Annotated in this window: 16 protein-coding genes; 13 read left to right on the top strand and 3 right to left on the bottom strand. The window is 50.3% G+C overall.

Annotated features, from left to right (window positions below):
* From C3708_RS15700 to C3708_RS15690, 3 genes are all read left to right on the top strand, one after another.
* A partial coding sequence (locus C3708_RS15700; protein ID WP_255411599.1) for a flagellin occupies nucleotides 1-258 on the top strand: 258 nt, incomplete at its 5' end.
* 182 nt (nucleotides 259-440) lie between these two features.
* Nucleotides 441-1,343 carry a flagellin gene (locus tag C3708_RS15695; RefSeq protein WP_103946115.1) on the top strand — a complete coding sequence of 301 codons (903 nt, stop codon included), beginning with the start codon at nucleotides 441-443 and terminating at the stop codon, nucleotides 1,341-1,343.
* A 178-nt stretch (nucleotides 1,344-1,521) separates the two neighbouring features.
* On the top strand, nucleotides 1,522-5,217 hold the full coding sequence (locus tag C3708_RS15690) for a glycosyltransferase (RefSeq protein WP_103949682.1): 3,696 nt from the start codon (nucleotides 1,522-1,524) through the stop codon (nucleotides 5,215-5,217).
* A 41-nt stretch (nucleotides 5,218-5,258) separates the two neighbouring features.
* On the opposite strand, the gene C3708_RS15685 is transcribed toward C3708_RS15690, so the two are convergent.
* Complete coding sequence (locus tag C3708_RS15685; RefSeq protein WP_158251370.1) at nucleotides 5,259-8,813, bottom strand: glycosyltransferase; 3,555 nt, start codon at nucleotides 8,811-8,813, stop codon at nucleotides 5,259-5,261.
* Nucleotides 8,800-9,612 (bottom strand): dTDP-4-amino-4,6-dideoxyglucose formyltransferase, encoded by an 813-nt coding sequence (locus C3708_RS15680; RefSeq protein ID WP_103949680.1) that lies wholly within the window; start codon nucleotides 9,610-9,612, stop codon nucleotides 8,800-8,802. The genes C3708_RS15685 and C3708_RS15680 overlap by 14 nt, the downstream gene beginning before the upstream one ends.
* 300 nt (nucleotides 9,613-9,912) lie before the next feature.
* Between C3708_RS15680 and C3708_RS15675 the strand changes: the two genes are divergently transcribed.
* The 8 genes from C3708_RS15675 to sdiA all read left to right on the top strand — a co-directional run bounded on the left by C3708_RS15675 (nucleotide 9,913) and on the right by sdiA (nucleotide 16,917).
* A complete protein-coding gene (locus tag C3708_RS15675) occupies nucleotides 9,913-11,064 on the top strand; it encodes a DegT/DnrJ/EryC1/StrS aminotransferase family protein (RefSeq protein WP_103949679.1) in 1,152 nt (383 codons plus the stop codon).
* 167 nt (nucleotides 11,065-11,231) lie between these two features.
* Complete coding sequence (locus C3708_RS15670) at nucleotides 11,232-11,951, top strand: RNA polymerase sigma factor FliA (RefSeq protein WP_095282456.1); 720 nt, start codon at nucleotides 11,232-11,234, stop codon at nucleotides 11,949-11,951.
* Nucleotides 11,952-12,003: 52 nt separating this feature from the next.
* Nucleotides 12,004-12,555 (top strand): flagella biosynthesis regulatory protein FliZ, encoded by a 552-nt coding sequence (gene fliZ / locus C3708_RS15665; RefSeq protein WP_095282455.1) that lies wholly within the window; start codon nucleotides 12,004-12,006, stop codon nucleotides 12,553-12,555.
* A gap of 85 nt (nucleotides 12,556-12,640) precedes the next feature.
* Entirely contained in the window at nucleotides 12,641-13,441 is an 801-nt protein-coding gene (tcyJ, locus tag C3708_RS15660) for a cystine ABC transporter substrate-binding protein (RefSeq protein WP_095282454.1), read from the top strand.
* Nucleotides 13,442-13,546: 105 nt separating this feature from the next.
* A complete protein-coding gene (dcyD, locus tag C3708_RS15655; RefSeq protein ID WP_103949678.1) occupies nucleotides 13,547-14,533 on the top strand; it encodes a D-cysteine desulfhydrase in 987 nt (328 codons plus the stop codon).
* A 20-nt stretch (nucleotides 14,534-14,553) separates the two neighbouring features.
* Nucleotides 14,554-15,222: a cystine ABC transporter permease gene (tcyL, locus tag C3708_RS15650; RefSeq protein WP_095282452.1), complete on the top strand. Its 669-nt coding sequence runs from the start codon at nucleotides 14,554-14,556 to the stop codon at nucleotides 15,220-15,222.
* Nucleotides 15,219-15,971 carry an L-cystine ABC transporter ATP-binding protein TcyN gene (gene tcyN, locus C3708_RS15645; RefSeq protein ID WP_103949677.1) on the top strand — a complete coding sequence of 251 codons (753 nt, stop codon included), beginning with the start codon at nucleotides 15,219-15,221 and terminating at the stop codon, nucleotides 15,969-15,971. The genes tcyL and tcyN overlap by 4 nt, the downstream gene beginning before the upstream one ends.
* A gap of 223 nt (nucleotides 15,972-16,194) precedes the next feature.
* A complete protein-coding gene (gene sdiA / locus C3708_RS15640) occupies nucleotides 16,195-16,917 on the top strand; it encodes a transcriptional regulator SdiA (RefSeq protein ID WP_095282450.1) in 723 nt (240 codons plus the stop codon).
* Between the two features lie 69 nt (nucleotides 16,918-16,986).
* On the opposite strand, the gene C3708_RS15635 is transcribed toward sdiA, so the two are convergent.
* Entirely contained in the window at nucleotides 16,987-17,211 is a 225-nt protein-coding gene (locus C3708_RS15635) for a DUF2594 family protein (RefSeq protein WP_095282449.1), read from the bottom strand.
* Between the two features lie 469 nt (nucleotides 17,212-17,680).
* Here C3708_RS15635 and uvrY point away from each other — a divergent pair, with 469 nt between their 5' ends.
* Both uvrY and uvrC read left to right on the top strand, forming a co-directional pair.
* A complete protein-coding gene (gene uvrY / locus C3708_RS15630) occupies nucleotides 17,681-18,337 on the top strand; it encodes a UvrY/SirA/GacA family response regulator transcription factor (protein WP_095282448.1) in 657 nt (218 codons plus the stop codon).
* Nucleotides 18,334-20,166 carry an excinuclease ABC subunit UvrC gene (uvrC, locus tag C3708_RS15625; protein ID WP_103949676.1) on the top strand — a complete coding sequence of 611 codons (1,833 nt, stop codon included), beginning with the start codon at nucleotides 18,334-18,336 and terminating at the stop codon, nucleotides 20,164-20,166. The genes uvrY and uvrC overlap by 4 nt, the downstream gene beginning before the upstream one ends.
* The last annotated feature ends 35 nt before the right edge of the window (nucleotides 20,167-20,201 follow it).

Raw genomic sequence — 20,201 nt, 5'->3', positions numbered from 1 at the left:
GACATCGATGCGGCAATCAAATCTGTTGATAACCAGCGCAGCCTGCTGGGTGCGTCTCAGAACCGTTTCGAGTCCACCATCACTAACCTGAACAACACCGTAAACAACCTGTCAGCTGCACGCAGCCGTATTCAGGATTCTGATTACGCGACAGAAGTGTCGAACATGTCTCGTGCGCAGATCCTGCAGCAGGCAGGTTCTTCTGTTCTGGCACAGGCCAACCAGGTTCCGCAGACCATGCTGTCCCTGCTGCGTTAATTTATTAATTAACGTTATCAAAGCGCCGCTTGTCGGCGCTTTTTTCTTTTATAATCAATCAAAAAGCGTTAAATAATATTTAAAACGCTAAAGTTTGTATGAGTCCTGTCGATAACCTTTATGAAGGCGATGAAGCCGCTGGCGGCATGCCAACCCATGACTCATATTGAAGGATACATACCATGGCAGTGATTAATACTAACACCCTGTCGCTGATGACTCAGAACAACCTGAGCAAATCTCAGTCCTCCCTGGGCACCGCGATTGAGCGTCTGTCTTCTGGTCTGCGTATCAACAGCGCAAAAGATGATGCTGCTGGTCAGGCGATCGCCAACCGCTTCACCTCTAACATCAACGGTCTGGGCGTTGCTGCACGTAACGCTAACGACGGTATCTCTCTGGCGCAGACTGCTGAAGGCGCACTGGGTGAAATCAACAACAACTTGCAGCGTATCCGTGACCTGACCGTTCAGGCGCAGAACAGCTCTAACTCTGCATCTGACATCGACTCCATCCAGGCTGAAGTTAACCAGCGTATGGAAGAAGTTAACCGCGTAACTCAGCAGACCGACTTCAACGGCATCAAAGTGCTGAACACCGGTACTGGTTCAAGCAGCTACAGCTTCCAGGTTGGCTCTAAAGATAACGAAACTATCGCTATCAACCTGAGCAGCTCCGATAGCTACAACCTGTTCAGCACCGCGGGCGCAACTGGCGCAACTGGCGGCATGGTTAACGGTAACGCGCGTACCACTTCTGCAGAAGGTTTCGACGTTCTGAGCGGTACTATCACTTCTGGCGGTACTACCGATGGCAGCCCACTGGCAGACATCGATGCGGCAATCAAATCTGTTGATAACCAGCGCAGCCTGCTGGGTGCGTCTCAGAACCGTTTCGAGTCCACCATCACTAACCTGAACAACACCGTAAACAACCTGTCAGCTGCACGCAGCCGTATTCAGGACTCTGATTACGCGACAGAAGTGTCGAACATGTCCCGTGCGCAGATCCTGCAGCAGGCAGGTTCTTCTGTTCTGGCACAGGCCAACCAGGTTCCGCAGACTATGCTGTCCCTGCTGCGTTAATTTTCTTAGCGCAAATCAAAGGCATCTTCGGATGCCTTTTTTTATGTGCAATCGAAAGAGATAGCCGCTTTTCTGTTTGCTGTTTTTCGCCTCATATTCCCCCTCGTCGCGCACAATAACCTGTTTTTCATTTCTGTCTTCTGAACGTTGTGACGTGCAGGCATAAAAAGGAACCAGGATGCAAAGTTACTTACTCAGTGTTGATAAATTCGACGCTTATACACCCTATACCGTTGAGATTCTCGACCTGGTCGATTTCTGGTTGGCGCAGGACATTCACATTGACTTGTGCACGCAGTCTGCCGGCAGGGCCATGAATGGAAAGCTGGATGAGCTTAAAAAGACAGGGCGTTTCCGGGTCATTAGCGAAGAACAAGGCGACATCGCTCCAGCGTATGATCTAATTTTTATCTGGCGCGGATTCGTGAGTCAGAAGCTGATGACCGCGCTGCATGAGCAGCGTCTGAGCGGCCCGATAGTGTTCCGCCACTTCAGCGATTACAACGATCTTTACATTCCATACGGCGTACAGCTTGAAAACGATCTTGCGTCCCTGACGCTGGGGCTTTCTACACTGACGTGCGAGCAGTTAAAACTAACGGGTATCGCCGAGGACCAACTGGCACTGATGCCGTGGCTTGTTCCACAGCGATTTATAGATTACCAGGCACAGGCCCGTTCGACAGAACTAAAGCAGATCCTGTACGTTGCGCCTGAAATGTCTGCTGAAATATATGAATTACAACAAAAGGCAGCCGACATTGGGGTAACGCTGCACTGGCTGGATGAAAAACAGCAGCTGAATCTTGTTGAACCGGAATGGTTGTCACAATACGACGTTATTATTGCAAACGAGTCTTTAGTCGCCAAATCTCTGGCTCTGGGGATCCCTGTATTTTTAGCCGTTAATGGCTATGTTGACGATTATATCGATGCCGATAACATTGCAAGCCATGAGCACAATCACTTCAGCGGGATGATGTTGCGCAACTCTCCTGATAGCAAAGAATGGCTCTCATTACTGCAAAATGGTTATCAGGCTGCGGCGCGCTGGACGCGTGATAACCGCGTGCAGTGGTCAAAAACCTGGGGAATTAAAGAGGTCCTTGCGCGGATCTTTACGTCGTCTTTCCCGGTTAAAAAAACGGTTTTGGATCAAAAATCGTGCGATGCGCTGACTTTGCACAGAAAGGCGCTTCTGGCGCACCAGTCGCTGAAATACTCGATGAGCCGCTGGCTGGAAGACCGCAAAATTAGCGATGCACGCCGGGATGCGCTGCTTTCGATAGCGGTTGACGCGCCGGGCGCTGACAGTATTGGCGTGGTAGTCATTTCTCGCAACGGGGATGCAGAAGCTTGCCAGCGGACGCTGGCCTCAGTGTCAATGCAGTCCCTCCCGGCTGAAAGCGTAGATGTAATAGCTGAACAGAATTTTGCCTCTGGCGACAGACCGTTAATCGGCGTTGGCAAGGGCTGGGCTGAAAGTCTGAATGCACTGCTTAATCAGCGTAAAGCCGATGCGCTGTTGGTGGTTCCTGCGGGCTTCACGCTAACTGATGATGCTCTGCTGCATTTTGCCGCCTTTCGCGTGAAAAACCAGAAAGCGTTGGCAGTTTACTGTGATGAGATGCTGGAATCGGCTCACGAAGAGCCGCTGCTGACGCTGCGTCCGGGGACGAATATCGATCTCCTGCGCGCAACGCCTTATCCTGGCCAAACCTGGCTTATCAACCGTGAAGCCGCACTTCAGGTAGGAGGAGTCGACAGTCGTTTTCAGGAAATGGCGCTGATTGATCTCATCTGGCGTTTTGTGGAAGCAGGGGGATCCGCTGCGTTTGACCGGGTTGCTGAAGTTCTGGTATCGGCGGACAGTTTGCCTAAGGTGTGGCAAACCTCAGCGAAAGTATTGGCTGAACACCGGTTGGTCGTCATTGAGCATCTTGAGCGTCTGGGGATTACTGCTTCACTGGAAGAAGGGGCTGATATACCCCGTCCGCGCATTCGCTATCACTGGGATGTTAAACCGCTGGTTTCGATCATCATCCCGACCCGCGACCACGTGGCGTTACTGCGTCGATGCATCGAAAGCCTGATGGAAAAAACGCAGTACTCGCAGTACGAGCTGTTGATTGTCGATAATCAGTCAGTGGAGGCGGATGCATGCGATTTTCTCGGGCAGCTTGAACGGCTGGGGATAGACCAGGTTCGCGTGCTGCGTCATGACGCACCGTTCAACTTTGCACAAATGAATAATCTGGCCGCGCAATACGCGCGAGGCGAAATCCTGCTGTTCCTGAATAACGACTGCGAAATTATTGATGGGAACTGGCTGGAGGCAATGGTCGAACATGCGCTACGTCCTGAAATTGCTCTGGTGGGTGCTCGTCTGGAATATGCAGATGGTCGCGTACAGCATGGCGGTTACCTTACCGGTATTCAACAGGGCGTGGGCGTTGCATTTGAAGGGGTTGAGGGTGACAGCAGCGGGTTCGAGCACTTCCTCAAAACACCCCATAACCTGAATGCCGTTAGCGCGTCCTGCATGATGGTAAGGAAAGACGTTTTCTTCTCCCTGAATGGTTTCACTGAAGAGGTATTCCCGCTTTATTTTGCCGATGTAGACCTCAGTTTGCGTGCGCAGGCCCAGGGTTATCTGAATATCTGGACGCCTTATGCAAGGGTAAAACACATGGGGGGAGCCACGCGGCTACTCAGCCAGAAGTTCCACGTTCAGGAACGCCCGCTGGTAGAGGACTATTCCGCACTGTATCAGGAATGGCGACAAGCGTTACTGGCCGATCCTTCATATCATCCACTGATGCAAAAAGCGGGCACACCTTTTACATTGAGTGAAAACACGGCTCGATTCCATGAGCCGCTTCCGGGCCGTCCTTTACCCGTGATTCTGGCGCACCACATCAACTGGCAGGGGAATGGGCACCATCGCGTGTTGCAGCCGTTCAAAGCAATGGAGCGTCATACGCTGCTGGAAGGGGGGCTGGTTAATGCAATTCCTGGTCTGATGGAAGTGGCACAGCTACAACCTGATGTGGTTTTACTTGAACTGCCGACAGGAAGTCGCTTCCCGGATGTGATGCAGCAAATGCGAAATATCTCAGGGGCAAAAATTGTCGTTGAATATGATGACTATCTCCTGAATCTGCCGATGAAAAATGGCAATAACAGTAAATTCCCACAGCATATGGCAAAGAGTCTGCGCAAGATTATGGACAGTGCGGACTGGGTGGTGGTGTCTACCGCGCCTCTGGCAGAAGCCTACAGTCGCTTCCATTCTGATATCCGTATCGCGCAAAACCGCCTGGCACCGGACCAGTGGGGGCATTTACGCAGTCTGAGTGGGACAGGTAAAAAAGTCCGCGTCGGCTGGGCAGGGGGCAGTTCTCATGCCGGAGATCTGGAGATCCTGTTGCCTCTCATCAAAGAGCTGGAGCATGAGGTCGAGTGGGTCTTTATGGGAATGAAACCCAAAAATGTGCGCTGCGAATTCCACCCTGGCGTGCCATTCGAAATGTACCCCGAAAAACTGGCAAGCCTGAACCTGGATCTGGCGCTGGTACCACTTGAAATCAATCACTTCAATGAGTGTAAAAGTAACTTACGGCTTCTGGAAATAGGCACCTGTGGGGTTCCGATTATTGCCACGGATATTGAACCTTATCGCTGCGATCTGCCGGTAACGTTGGTAGAAAACCGCTTCAAAAACTGGATGAGCGCGATTCGGGCGCACATCAGCGATGCGCAGTATCTTGCCTCTCAGGGGGATAAACTACGCGAAGCAATTCATCGCGACTGGTATTTGCGAAATAACGGTCTTGATGACTGGCGCAAAGCCTGGTTGATGGACAGGAAGTAAAAAAGTAAAGGCACCTGCAAAGGTGCCTTTCTGTTTCTGCGTTACGCAAGCCAATGTGCGGCATGAAGGGATAAATCATCGCGCCATAGCATACCGTTTTGTCTCACCTGATCTTTAAGTGCATCCCCTGCGTTCAAGCGAGCGCGCGGATCTTGTACGTACGCGGAGATGGCTTCAATCCAGCTATTATTGGTGTTTTTCACGCGAGTCACCCGATACTCATTGCGCATACTAATGTTATCGCTGCAAATGACCGGATAACCGCAGGCACCAAACTCAAGCAGGCGGATCACACTGCGGTGACGGTTATAAGCGGTGTCCGCGAACGGCTCCAGGACAAGGTCAAGATTCAGAGAGGCTAGTTTTTGCGGATAACACTCTGGGGTTACGGAAGGATGATACTCAGTAACATGAGCGCGCAGTGACGGCGGGCAATATCCCATCAATACCCACTCTACGCTTTTGGATAGCTGCACGATGGCTTTGTGAATGATTTCGAGGTCCGTGATATTTTCGCCATCACCTATCCAGCCGATGCGGGGTTTGTGGCCATATCCACGCGCGCTTATAAGATTGTCCCAGTGCGTCGGGGATAAACGCGGTGTAACGATGCGAATGTCATGATGCCAGGTCGCGCATGTTTCTGCCACCATCGGCGAGCTGACTACCAGGCGGTCTATGTGACGCAGGGTGGCCTGCAACGCTGCGCTCAAATCGCCGGTTAGTGTCTCGCGTAAAGTCGATTTTGCCGACAGTGCTGGAAGATAATTATCCAGCGTGAAGACGGTGAACTGTGATGTTGCTTTACGCACTCGTTCCAGCCATTCCTGAGCGGCCGGTGAAATCGTCTCCTGCAAAATCAGGCTTGCGGGAGAAATACGCGCCATTTCACCGATTGATGGCGGTACGAAAGGCACCAGCGTTTCGGCAACAGCTTCATCATTGAACAGCGTTAATTGATTGATGAAATGCTGCTGGTGGCGATGCGTTCTGCCAGCAGTTATCGCAAGGAGCGTCGGGATCGGATTCCAGTGCAGTGGTTTCCAGGTTCCCGGTGCATCAGTCTGAAGCTGGAATCCGGTATTATTCAATGACAAATTGGGGTTATAGGCCGGATCGTTGGCAATCAGTGGCAGCCATTTCTGATACATCGCATCTTGCTCACCCATAAAACGCTGACGTTTTTTTTCCTGAGTAGCTTTATCCACAGATTTTTGGCTGACGCTGCCCTCATGCATCACTACTGAATACGGCGTCCATACTGTCAGATAACCGGCTTCACGTACTTTGAGGCAGAAATCCACATCATTGTAGGAGACGCGGAACTGTTCTTCGTCGAGGCCACCAACTGCCTCGTAAACCGATTTACGGACCAGCAGACAGGCGGCTGTCACCACATTGTAGTTTTGATCGCAGTGCAGACGATTCATATAACCCGGTTTGTCTTTTTCACTGTTAATGAAGGGGTGATCCGCAGGGCCTCTTAATCCCATTACCACGCCTGCATGCTGAATATTACCGCTTGGGTATAGTAACCGGGCTCCCGTTATCCCCACTTCAGGGCGTAAACCATGATTCAGAAGATGGTCGAGCCAGTTGTTTTCAATCACACCCGTATCATTGTTCAGCAACACCAAATATTCGCCACGCGCCTCACGGGCTGCCATGTTATTGATCGCGGAATAGTTAAAAGGGTGAGGGTAGCGCAAAACGCGAATGCGCTGCGGATCGATAGTTGAAATCCCGTTTAGCCACTCAAGCGCTTCTGGCGTTTCACTGTTATTGTCGACGATCAGCACTTCGTAATTCGGATAACGTGTTTTTTCCAGCAGGGTAGTGACACAGTGAACGAGGATCGGCAACTGATCTTTTGTCGGAATAATAATGGAAACCAGCGGTTGCTGCTGATGATGATAACGTAAGGCATAGAGCCCTGGACGCTCTGATTCCACTTCCCCTGCAGGATAACCGCGCTGGCGAAGATGATTGCGCAGGATAGTTTTTTCTTCATCGAGAGCAATCGTGAACTGGCCGTGCGAGGCGACTAAAGGTTCTGGAATATGCCCCGCAAACTGAATGCCTTTTTGCTCAATCAGGCGGACGATATATTCAAATTGCCATGCCTGGCGGTACATTCGATTAAACCCGCCAAGCGACATCAGCGTTGAGCGCTTGAAAATCCAGTGACGGGACATTTCTGCCGGGTTACTCAGGAGCAAATCGAGGTTAAAGTCCGGGCGCAGCGTGGTCCCGGTGATTTTGTTGCCAACGATATTCACTTCGTCAGCATAAATAGCATCGCAGCCCGAAGCGCCTTCCAGAGCCAGATCGAAAGATAACAATCCGCTGACCAGAAGTTGTTCGCCGGCCTCTAATACCATGACCCAATCGTGCGAACTTGCCGTCAGAAAATCGTTGATACGGGAAACAGCATTTAATACCGTCGCATCTATTACAGACGTCGGATATCGAGTGGGTGAAACACTGTTACCCACAATAACGGGATGAAGCGTCAGCCCAAAACCCTGCCACGCAGTGATACTATCCACTGTACGTTCAAGCGCATCTGCGTGCCCATTTTCGCGGATAAATACGCAAAGTGACTGTTGGATAGCGCGCGATGCCTGGAAAGAGGCAGCCAGCTCTTGATGTTGCGGGGGGAGAGTTCGTGATTCGACCCACTTTGTTATTTGCTCGCTGTGGTAATCCTGAGCGCTACGGTGCATCGCGTGCTGCAATGCATGCACAAGATTGACCTGATGCACTTCATTCGGTGAGTGCAACGCAGCAATCGTTACATGCTGGTTTTCTTCTTTCGAACCTTTATACCAACCCAATTTTTTGATCAATTGCGGCATCAAAGAGTAGGTTCTGGTGACCTGCTCCTGCTGCGATTTTGCCATTTGGCTGATTTGCGAGTCAGATATCCGGAATGAAGAGAGCGGTTCGCTGATGAACGCGAGGTCTCCTTTACGGAATAACTTAATCATTAGCGCGGCATCGGCAAAATAAGGCATTTCCTCGTTATCAATATTGAATATTTGATCGCCGAGTGCGAGGAGATCGTCGCGATAGCACAGGAAAACGCTGGGCTCACCAATAAAGTTAACCTGATAATCACACAGGAAGGAAATAAGATCATTTCCGCTGAGAAGCGTGTCCTGCTGGAAAGGAAACGCGGTGGCGACAATATCAGGTAATATATTCCCGAGTTCATCAATGCGTGTTCTACGTGAAGATGCCAGGACAATATCAGGATTATCGTTTAGGGCTTTGACTAATCGGGATATACAGTTTTTAGCGATGAGATCATCATCATACAGAAATTTAATGTATTTCCCTTTTGCATGGCTGAGGCAATGCAAAACATTTCCGGTTTCCAGCAGACGTTGAGTGTTTTTATGATAACTAATTGGCTTACCTGAGGAGCGGGCAAGGTGCTCGCACGTCACGCGGATAGCGTCGTTGTCACCATCATCGCAAACAATAATTTCAGTATTCGGCCAGTCCTGATCTATGGCGCTCTGGAGTGCTTGTTCGAAGAAATCGGCCTTGTAAGCCGGAATGAGAATACTGACTAATTCATGCTGAGACATATTTTTTCTCGTCATTATTATTTTCTTCTTCGAATGAACTATCCTGAGATTCTATTTGAACACGGATATAGTGCTTACGGCCCTGTGCGTCTTTGAAGAATGCGTTTTTCAACGTTCCGTGAGTCAGTGACCTTAATAAATCAATGTGTTCTCTGAGCGATCCTGTTTTGTCTAAATCAAGCTCGCAGCATTTCCTGAAATCAGCAATGCTATTGTAATTACCTTCAGATTCTGGACAAGTCGTCGGGTAATCACCTGAAATAAGGTTAATAATATTCTGGTCAAGCAAGGTTTTTTCTTCAGCGATAATCTTGCGATACACCTCGAATGAGGTATCGCTTTCTGCAATCTGGATGACCGACTGATAAATAATCGCACCGTGATCGACTTCGTTGTCCATCAGATGAATGGTCACTCCCGCAGGGAGTTTGTTCATTATTGAGAAAACCTGGGGAAACCATCCTCTGTTGTAAGGATTAACACCCGGATGGACATTAATACACCTGACATGGGTGACCAGTTTTTCAGGGAAAATCTGCTTACAGTGAAGGCTAAACACAAGGTCGGTTGTCGCTATAATGTCATCCACAGTGAGACTGTCCCGCAGATCGCTTGATTTAGCACCTAACGCTGCCATTGCTTCCGGCTGTGGGTTTTTCGCAGAGTAGCAAAGCTTCATCTGAATCCCTTTCAGCTCAGGCACATTCTCCATAAGGCGCATGAAATGCTGCGATAACTCAGGGTTGTCAGAAATGACGAGGATTGCAGATGGCAGCTGTTTGGTATGATTTTCGATCATGATGAATCTCAGTCGATGAGAAAAATGTGCAGATCAACAACCTCAGCGATGATGTTAAACACCGGTTGATTGATTCGCTGCGAACAGATGAGAGATTTTTGTTATTTTATCGATGCCGAACTCTCCCCATGACGAAAACAGCAGGGCAATTTGCATTCTTTTTAGCCTATAGCGTGTTTTGCTGCGGATTCAGCAGCGGTTTGCCGGTAATAAGGACACCAAATTGGCGTTTGTTCGAGCGATCATTGACGTCATTAACTTATAAAATAGGGATTAAACGACTTATATGTGACGCCAGAAATGAACAATAAAATATTCGTGACGAGTCCTTTGCTGCCACCACTGGAGGAATTCATCCCCTACCTTGAAAAAATGTGGTCCAGCAGAACGCTCACCAACGGCGGAAGTTTTCATCAGGAGCTTGAGGCATCTTTAGCGGATTATCTTGGCGTCAAGTATGTAAGTTTGTTTTCAAATGGCACACTGGCTTTATTGACAGCGTTGCAGGCATTGCGTGTGACGGGCGAAGTTATCACAACGCCTTATTCTTTTGTCGCCACTTCACACACGCTGTTATGGAATGGTTTAACCCCCGTCTTTGCGGATATCGACCCTCTCACGTTTAACATCGATCCTGAGAAAATAGAAGCGTTGATCACTCCTCAGACCACCGCAATTATGCCCGTACATTGCTACGGTATTCCGTGCCAGGTTGATAAAATCCAACAAATTGCAGATATATATGGCCTGCGGGTTATTTATGATGCCGCTCATGCATTTGGTGTTAAAAGCAACGGCACCAGCGTACTGAATAATGGTGACCTCTCTGTATTGAGCTTCCACGCGACCAAAGTGTTCAACACCTTTGAGGGCGGGGCGATCATATCTCACGACCTTAAAACCAAGCAAAGAATTGATTATCTTAAGAATTTTGGTTTTGCCGGTGAAACCAAAGTTGTCGCGCCAGGCATTAACGCAAAAATGAGTGAAGTCTCTGCGGCTTTTGGTTTGCTTCAGCTAAAGCATATTGATCGTGCTCTGCTTGCTCGAGAGCAAATTTATCAACGCTATATGCGCGAATTAGCTCTCGCTACCGGCCTGTCGTGTTATCAATTTGCCGATGATTACGAGTGGAACTATGCATACTTCCCGGTTCTGGTGGAGGAGCATTTCCCCTTAAGCCGGGATGAACTCTATGAAATGCTTAAAGAAGAGGACATCTATGCGAGACGCTATTTCTATCCGTTAATTAGTTCGTTCTCTATGTATCGACATTTAGATTCAGCTGCGCCTCAAGAATTGCCTGTGGCCAACCAAATTGCCGAAAAAATCCTTTGTCTTCCTATATTTCCCGACATGACTAATGAGGAGCAGGGGAGAATAATTGAAACTGTACTTCGCCTGAGCCAGAGGAAATGTTCAGAAGATGTTAACGTGCAACAGGTTGCCTGAGTGACAGCACTTTAACGCTTAATAAAGCAGAGGGCAGATACCCTCTGCAATGTTAAATAGTCCATTACTGCAAATAACCCCTCATTTCACCCACTATTCACCCGATTAAAACCCCTCCAGAATCGGATAATCATGCCGATAACTCAATTAACGCAGGGCTGTTTATCGTGAATTCACTCTATACCGCTGAAGGTGTAATGGATAAACACTCGCTGTGGCAGCGTTATGTCCCGCTGGTGCGTCACGAAGCATTGCGCCTCCAGGTGCGATTGCCGGCGAGTGTGGAACTGGACGACCTGCTACAGGCGGGCGGTATCGGGTTATTGAATGCAGTTGACCGATACGACGCTCTGCAAGGAACGGCATTTACGACTTACGCAGTACAGCGTATTCGTGGTGCGATGCTGGACGAACTGCGCAGCCGTGACTGGGTGCCGCGTAGTGTTCGCCGCAATGCCCGCGAAGTGGCGCATGCGATGGGACAGCTCGAACAGGAACTGGGACGCAACGCGACGGAAACAGAAGTGGCGGAGCGTCTTGGCATTGCTGTTGAAGATTATCGCCAGATGTTGCTCGATACCAATAACAGCCAACTCTTCTCTTATGACGAGTGGCGCGAAGAGCATGGCGATAGCATTGAGCTGGTGACTGATGAAAATCAGCAAGAAAACCCGTTACACCATTTACTGGAAGGTAATTTACGCTCTCGCGTAATGGAAGCTATTGAAGCTTTACCGGAACGTGAGCAGTTGGTGTTAACACTCTATTACCAGGAAGAGCTGAATCTTAAGGAGATCGGCGCGGTTCTGGAAGTGGGGGAGTCTCGGGTGAGCCAATTGCATAGTCAGGCCATCAAACGCTTACGGACCAAACTGGGTAAGTTATAGGCGATGTTCGCCCGAAAAGTGCCGCACAACGTATTGACAACCAGGAGTTATCATGACGGTGCAGCAATCTAAAAGACGGCCTTTAAGCCGCTACCTAAAAGACTTTAAACACAGTCAGACGCATTGCGCCCATTGCAATAAGTTACTTGACCGTATCACGCTGGTTCGTCGTGGCGAAATCGTGAATAAGATCGCGATTTCTCGTCTCGACACCCTGATGGATGAATCCGCCTGGCAGGTGGAGCAGCAAGAGTGGGTGGCCCTGTGCCGGTTCTGTGGCGATCTGCATTGCAAAGAGCAAAGCGACTTTTTCGACATCATCGGCTTTAAACAATTCCTGTTTGAGCAAACAGAAATGAGTCACGGGACCGTGCGCGAATATGTGGTTCGTCTGCGTCGCCTGGGCCAGCATCTGACTATGCAAAACATCTCCCGCGATCTGCTGAAAACCGGTTATCTGGATGAAAATCTGGAACCCTGGTTGCCCGCCACCAGCACCAACAACTATCGCATCGCCCTGCGTAAGTATGCGCAATATAAAGCGCAAATGCCGGGCGTGATGAAGCAGAAAGTCTACGCCGGGACAACTTCTGATATATATTAAAATTGAATAAGATGTAGCGGACTCGTGTTTGACGTTATAAACGAAAGCCCTACACTACTCAAAAAACCACTATATCGGGGTCACTATGAAATTAGCACTTCTGGGTCGTCAGGCGCTGATGGGCGTCATGGCTGTTGCACTGGTCGCAGGGATGAGCGCGAAAACCTTCGCCGCTGAGAATCTGCTGAATAAAGTGAAAGAACGCGGCACGCTGCTGGTTGGGCTGGAAGGCACCTATCCGCCATTCAGTTTCCAGGGCGATGACGGCAAACTGACCGGTTTTGAAGTTGAATTTGCTCAAGAGCTGGCGAAACATCTGGGTGTTAAAGCCGAACTCAAACCGACCAAATGGGACGGGATGCTGGCGTCGCTGGACTCCAAACGTATCGACGTGGTGATCAATCAGGTGACAATCTCTGATGAGCGTAAGAAGAAATATGATTTCTCTACGCCGTACACCGTGTCCGGCATTCAGGCGCTGGTGAAGAAAGGCAACGAAGGCACGATTAAATCTGCCGCCGATCTGAAAGGCAAAAAAGTGGGCGTCGGTCTGGGCACTAACTATGAAGAGTGGCTGCGCCAGAACGTTCAGGGCGTCGACATCCGTACGTACGATGATGACCCGACTAAATATCAGGATCTGCGCGTTGGCCGTATCGATGCCATCCTGGTTGATCGCCTGGCAGCGCTGGATCTGGTGAAGAAAACCAAAGATACGCTGGCGGTCGCGGGTGATGCGTTCTCCCGTCAGGAAGCCGGTGTCGCTATCCGCAAAGATAACCAGGACTTGGTTAAAGCCGTGGACGGTGCAATCGCCGATATGCAGAAAGACGGTAGCCTGAAAGCGCTCTCCGAGAAGTGGTTCGGGGCAGACGTGACGAAGTAAGTCTTTCACTAAAAAAAAGGCGCTTTTAAAAGCGCCTTTTTCATTTCTGGCACTCTTGCGTGCATAATAAAAATAACAAACAAAAACAGCGTTACCGGAGGTTTCATGTCACTGCAAAATTTAACGCGTTTTCCGCGCCTCGAGTTTATCGGCGCGCCAACGCCACTGGAGTACCTGCCGCGTTTTTCTGACTATTTAGGACGCGACATTTTTATCAAACGTGACGATGTGACCCCAATGGCAATGGGCGGGAACAAGCTGCGTAAGCTGGAGTTCCTGGCAGCCGACGCTTTGCGCGAAGGCGCGGATACCCTGATCACCGCTGGTGCGATTCAGTCAAACCACGTGCGCCAGACGGCAGCGGTGGCCGCGAAGCTCGGGCTGAACTGCGTGGCGTTGCTGGAAAACCCAATCGGCACGCACGCGGAAAACTATCTGACTAATGGAAACCGTCTGCTTCTGGACTTATTTAACGTGCAGATTGAGATGTGTGATGCGTTGACCGACCCGGCGGCACAGCTGGAAGCGCTCGCGACGCGCGTCGAAGCTCAGGGCTTTCGTCCGTACGTGATTCCGGTCGGCGGCTCAAACGCGCTGGGTGCGCTGGGCTATGTAGAGAGTGCGCTGGAAATCGCCCAGCAGTGCGAAGGGGCGGTGAGCTTGTCTTCGGTGGTAGTGGCATCCGGCAGCGCCGGGACGCACGCCGGGCTGGCGGTAGGGCTGGAACAGCTGATGCCGGACGTCGAGCTGATTGGCGTCACCGTATCGCGTAGCGTTGCCGATCAGAAGCCAAAGGTTGTGACCTTGCAGCAGGCGGTTGCACAGCAGCTGGAAGTGCAGGCGAAGTCGGATATTCTGCTGTGGGATGACTATTTTGCCCCAGGCTACGGCACGCCGAACGAAGAAGGGCAGGAGGCGATCAAACTGCTGGCGCGTCTGGAAGGCATTCTTCTGGATCCGGTGTATACCGGTAAAGCAATGGCGGGGCTGATCGACGGCATTACCCAGAAACGCTTTAAGGATGAAGGGCCGATTCTGTTTGTTCACACGGGCGGAGCGCCAGCGTTGTTTGCCTATCATCCTCACGTCTGAAATGCGGGTCGAAAATAATAATGCAAGAAAGTATTCAACTGGTTATTGATTCGTTGCCCTACCTGCTCAAAGGGGCGGTGTTCACGCTGCAACTGAGTCTGGGAGGGATGTTCTTTGGCCTGGTGCTGGGCTTTATCCTGGCATTGATGCGCATGTCGCCGATCCTGCCGGTACGCTGGCTGGCGCGGTTTTACATCTCAATATTTCGCGGTACGCCACTGATCGCTCAGCTGTTTATGATCTACTACGGCCTGCCGCAGTTTGGTATCGAGCTGGACCCGATCCCGGCGGCAATGATTGGCCTGTCGCTGAATACCGCTGCGTACACCTCTGAAACGCTGCGAGCGGCGATTTCCTCTATCGATAAAGGCCAATGGGAAGCGGCGGCCAGTATCGGCATGACGCCGTGGCAAACGCTGCGTCGGGCCATTCTGCCGCAGGCGGCACGCGTGGCGCTCCCGCCGCTCAGCAACAGCTTTATCAGCCTGGTGAAAGACACGTCACTGGCGGCGACGATCCAGGTGCCGGAACTGTTCCGTCAGGCGCAGCTCATCACCTCGCGCACGCTGGAAGTTTTCACCATGTATCTGGCAGCTTCGCTGATTTATTGGGTCATGGCGACAGTGCTTTCGGCACTGCAAAACTATTTTGAGAACCAGCTTAACCGCCAGGAGCGAGATCCGAAATGAGTGCTATCGACGTCAAAAACCTGGTCAAAAAATTCCACGGGCAAACCGTGTTGCATGGTATTGATCTGGAAGTGCAAGAGGGCGAGGTGGTGGCGATTATCGGCCCAAGCGGTTCCGGTAAAACCACCCTACTGCGCAGCATTAATTTGCTGGAGCAGCCAGAAGGGGGAACCATTCGCGTCGGGGATATCACCATCGATACCGGAAAGTCCCTCGGGCAACAAAAGGGGCTGATACGCCGCCTGCGCCAGCATGTGGGCTTTGTCTTTCAGAGCTTCAATCTGTTCCCGCATCGTACGGTGCTGGAGAACATTATTGAGGGGCCGGTCATTGTAAAAGGTGAGCCGAAAGAGGAAGCGACCGCGCGTGCGCGGGAACTGCTGGCGAAAGTTGGGCTATCGGGGAAAGAGACCAGCTATCCACGTCGTCTCTCAGGCGGACAGCAGCAGCGCGTAGCCATTGCGCGTGCGCTGGCGATGCGCCCGGATGTTATCTTGTTCGATGAACCGACGTCAGCACTGGACCCGGAACTGGTTGGCGAAGTGCTGAACACTATTCGCCAGCTGGCGCAGGAAAAACGCACCCTGGTTATCGTTACTCACGAGATGAGCTTTGCCAGAGATGTCGCCGACAGGGCGATTTTCATGGATCAGGGGCGCATTGTGGAGCAAGGTCCAGCAAAAGAATTGTTTACTAATCCGCAATTACCTCGCACACGTCAGTTCCTTGAAAAGTTCCTGACACGGTAGTCTGGCTAAAGCTGATTTGCTCCGGAAAGATAATTCGGAGCAAATTATTCTCCATAATACGGATTATGTAGATATATTTATTCTGTCTGGCATCACTTAAAGTACTGGAAATGAAAGCTATTCTCACTTGGGGCGATATTTTATACATATAAATAAGATTTATGTGTTAGGTTATATTCACCATAATAATGATTATCTTTTTCAGGGGCTTCATTCAGTAAGTATGAGGGATACAGACTTTTTCACATGGCGACGGAATTGCTTCCTGCGATTCCAGGAAATGGGCACGGTTGACGAGGTTTATAACGAACTTCAGCAACAAACACAGGCACTCGAATTCGATTATTACTCACTCTGTGTTCGTCACCCGGTTCCGTTTACGCGGCCTAAAATTTCGGTTCATTCAAGCTATCCGCCTGAATGGATGTCGCAATATCAGTCAGAAAACTATTTCGCTATTGATCCGGTATTAAAGCGAGAGAATTTCATTCAGGGACACCTTCCCTGGACGGATGACTTATTCTCTGAAGCGCAACCATTATGGGATGGGGCTCGCGACCACGGTATCCGTAAGGGGATTACCCAATGTTTAATGCTGCCTAATCACGCGTTAGGCTTTCTGTCCGTTTCCCGAACCAGTCAGTTTGGCAAAATGATGGACAGCGAAGAAATAGAGTTGCGTCTGCAAATGTTAGTGCAAATGGCGCTGACGGCGTTGCTGCGCTTTGAACATGAAATGGTGATGCCACCTGAGATGAAATTCAGCAAGCGTGAGAAGGAAATTCTGAAGTGGACGGCGGAAGGAAAAACGTCGGCTGAAATCGCCATTATTCTGTCAATTTCAGAGAATACAGTTAACTTCCATCAGAAGAATATGCAGAAGAAATTTAACGCGCCGAATAAGACGCAAATTGCCTGTTATGCGGCGGCAACAGGATTCATCTGACAACACTTTCACTGTTCTGCGTGCCAGACACGAAAACGGCTGAATGCATTGCATTCAGCCGTTTCTTTATTACTGGCGGTAAGCCTGTTTAATTTGCTTAACCGTACCGGCAAATACATCTGCCTGCCCCTGATCTTCCATCTGGGCAATTTGTTTTTCCATCTTAATGATCACACGACCCGCGTCAGCCTGGCCCATCGCCTGCAACATAAGGGTCAGTAGGGCTTTCAGACAGGATACTTCCTGCGCCAGTTCTTGGTTATTTTCGGCAGTGGCGAATTCAGGTGTGCTCATTGTTATTCCTCAGTACAAAACGGCGCTTGAGCGCGACGATGAAAGTTATGGCGGCGGAGTATACCACAAGACAGAGGGAAAAAAGCAGTGGTTATTTTTTGTTCAAATGTGCGCTTTGTTTATTTGGGTAAACTAGCATTAAGTAGAATCACTTTAATGTTTTAACCTCTCTTAATTGTTTATAGGTAGTGTGCACACTGTTAATTATTGTTACAAAAATATAAGCGCTGTTTTTCCCTTGCGCTGATGGCCGCTTTTTTCGTAACTTTTTGAATACAGAAGCTTAAAAATTACGGTTATTCAGCTTTTCAAATGAGATTTTCTTTCCACTTGCTGTACAGGCTAATTTCCAAAAACGAGAACGAAATCGAATGGCGCATTTTTTAGCGTTTCAAACTTGGGACGAAAACCGTTAATATAAGCCAAATTAGCAGTCAGTCGCGTTATCCCTATTTCTGGAGACATTCCTTTGATCAACGTTCTTCTTGTTGATGACCACGAACTCGTGCGCGCAGGGATACGACGCATACTTGAAGATATAAAGGGTATTAAAGTCGCAGGCGAAGTCTGTTGTGGCGAAGATGCCGTAAAATGGTGCCGTACGCACTCAGCCGATGTGGTGCTGATGGATATGAACATGCCTGGCATCGGTGGGCTCGAAGCTACGCGCAAAATCGCGCGGGCCTACGTTGATACCAAAGTCATCATGCTAACCGTCCACACGGAAAACCCACTGCCGGCGAAAGTCATGCAGGCGGGGGCCGCAGGCTACCTGACTAAAGGTGCCGCGCCACAGGAAGTGGTTAATGCAATTCGTTCAGTGTTCTCCGGACAACGCTATATCGCGTCGGATATCGCTCAACAGATGGCGTTAAGTCAAATTGAACCGGATAAGACCGGATCGCCGTTTGCCAGTTTGTCTGAGCGTGAATTGCAGATTATGCTGATGATCACCAAAGGCCAAAAGGTGAATGAGATTTCCGAGCAGTTGAATCTCAGCCCGAAAACGGTGAACAGCTATCGTTACCGAATGTTCAGTAAACTGAACATTCATGGCGATGTCGAACTCACTCACCTGGCTATTCGTCATGGTCTGTGCAATGCAGAGACCCTAACAAGTCAGTGAGTGATGTGTTCGATTCAAAATCTTTTCTGAAAACCGTGACCAGCCAGCCTGGCGTCTATCGGATGTATGACGCGGGCGGCACGGTTATCTATGTAGGCAAAGCGAAAGACCTGAAAAAGCGTCTTTCCAGCTATTTCCGCAATAATCTGGCCTCCCGCAAAACTGAAGCTCTGGTGGCGCAGATCCAGCAGATAGACGTGACCGTAACTCATACGGAAACCGAAGCGCTGTTGCTGGAACATAACTACATCAAACTCTATCAGCCGCGTTATAACGTCTTGTTGCGCGATGATAAATCCTATCCATTCATTTTTCTCAGCGGTGATACTCACCCGCGTCTGGCGATGCACCGTGGAGCGAAACACGCGAAAGGCGAGTATTTCGGCCCGTTCCCGAACGGTTATGCAGTGCGTGAAACGCTGGCATTGCTGCAAAAAATCTTCCCGGTTCGCCAGTGCGAAAACAGCGTTTATCGCAACCGCTCGCGTCCCTGTCTGCAATATCAGATTGGGCGCTGTCTCGGCCCGTGCGTGGAAGGGCTGGTCAGCGAAGAAGACTACGCGCAGCAGGTCGATTACGTGCGTTTGTTCCTTGCGGGTAAAGACGATCAGGTGCTGACGCAGCTGATTGCGCGGATGGAAAAAGCCAGCCAGGCGTTAGCGTTTGAAGAGGCAGCGCGTATTCGCGATCAAATTCAGGCGGTGCGACGCGTCACTGAGAAGCAATTTGTGTCGAACAATGGCGACGACCTGGATGTGATTGGCGTCTCCTTCGACGCCGGGCTGGCATGCGTTCACGTTCTGTTTATTCGTCAGGGCAAAGTGCTGGGCAGCCGCAGCTATTTCCCAAAAGTACCGGGTGGCACCGAACTGGGCGAAGTTGTCGAGACCTTTGTCGGTCAGTTTTATTTGCAGGGCAGCCAGATGCGCACGTTGCCAGCGGAAATCCTGCTCGACTTTAATCTTAATGATAAAACCCTGCTGGCAGATTCCCTGTCCGAACTGGCTGGGCGACGCGTTAATGTTCAGACCAAACCACGCGGTGACCGCGCCCGCTATTTGAAGCTGGCGCGTACCAACGCTGCGACGGCGCTGACGACCAAACTTTCCCAGCAATCTACCATTCATCAGCGTCTCATGGCTCTGGCGACGGTGCTGAAACTCCCTGAAGTGAAGCGGATGGAGTGTTTCGACATCAGTCATACGATGGGTGAGCAAACGGTCGCCTCCTGCGTGGTGTTTGATGCGAATGGGCCAGTGCGCGCCGAATATCGTCGTTACAATATTACCGGTATTACGCCGGGCGATGATTATGCCGCGATGAACCAGGTTCTGCGTCGTCGCTACGGCAAGGCGATTGAAGAGACGAAAATCCCGGATGTCATCGTGATCGATGGCGGGAAAGGGCAGCTAGGTCAGGCGAAAGCGGTTTTTGCCGAGCTGGATGTACCGTGGGATAAACATCATCCGTTACTGCTCGGTGTCGCCAAAGGAACCGATCGCAAAGCCGGTCTGGAAACGCTGTTCCTTGAGCCCGAAGGTGAGGGATTCAGTTTGCCGCCGGATTCGCCTGCACTGCATGTGATTCAGCATATTCGCGATGACTCGCACGATCACGCCATTGGCGGGCATCGCAAAAAACGGGCAAAAGTGAAAAATACCAGTACGCTGGAGACGATCGAGGGCGTCGGGCCAAAACGTCGTCAGATGTTGTTGAAGTACATGGGTGGATTGCAAGGATTACTCAACGCCAGTGCAGAGGAAATTGCAAAAGTGCCGGGTATTTCGCAAGGGCTGGCAGAAAAGATCTACTACTCGTTGAAACATTGAGGGCTCTGTAGCAACATAGAGCTAAATTTTACTGA

The organism is Lelliottia sp. 7254-16 (assembly GCF_002922995.1).
In the GTDB taxonomy this organism is placed as follows: domain Bacteria; phylum Pseudomonadota; class Gammaproteobacteria; order Enterobacterales; family Enterobacteriaceae; genus Enterobacter; species Enterobacter jeotgali.
This window is presented reverse-complemented; position numbering and strand designations above follow the sequence as displayed.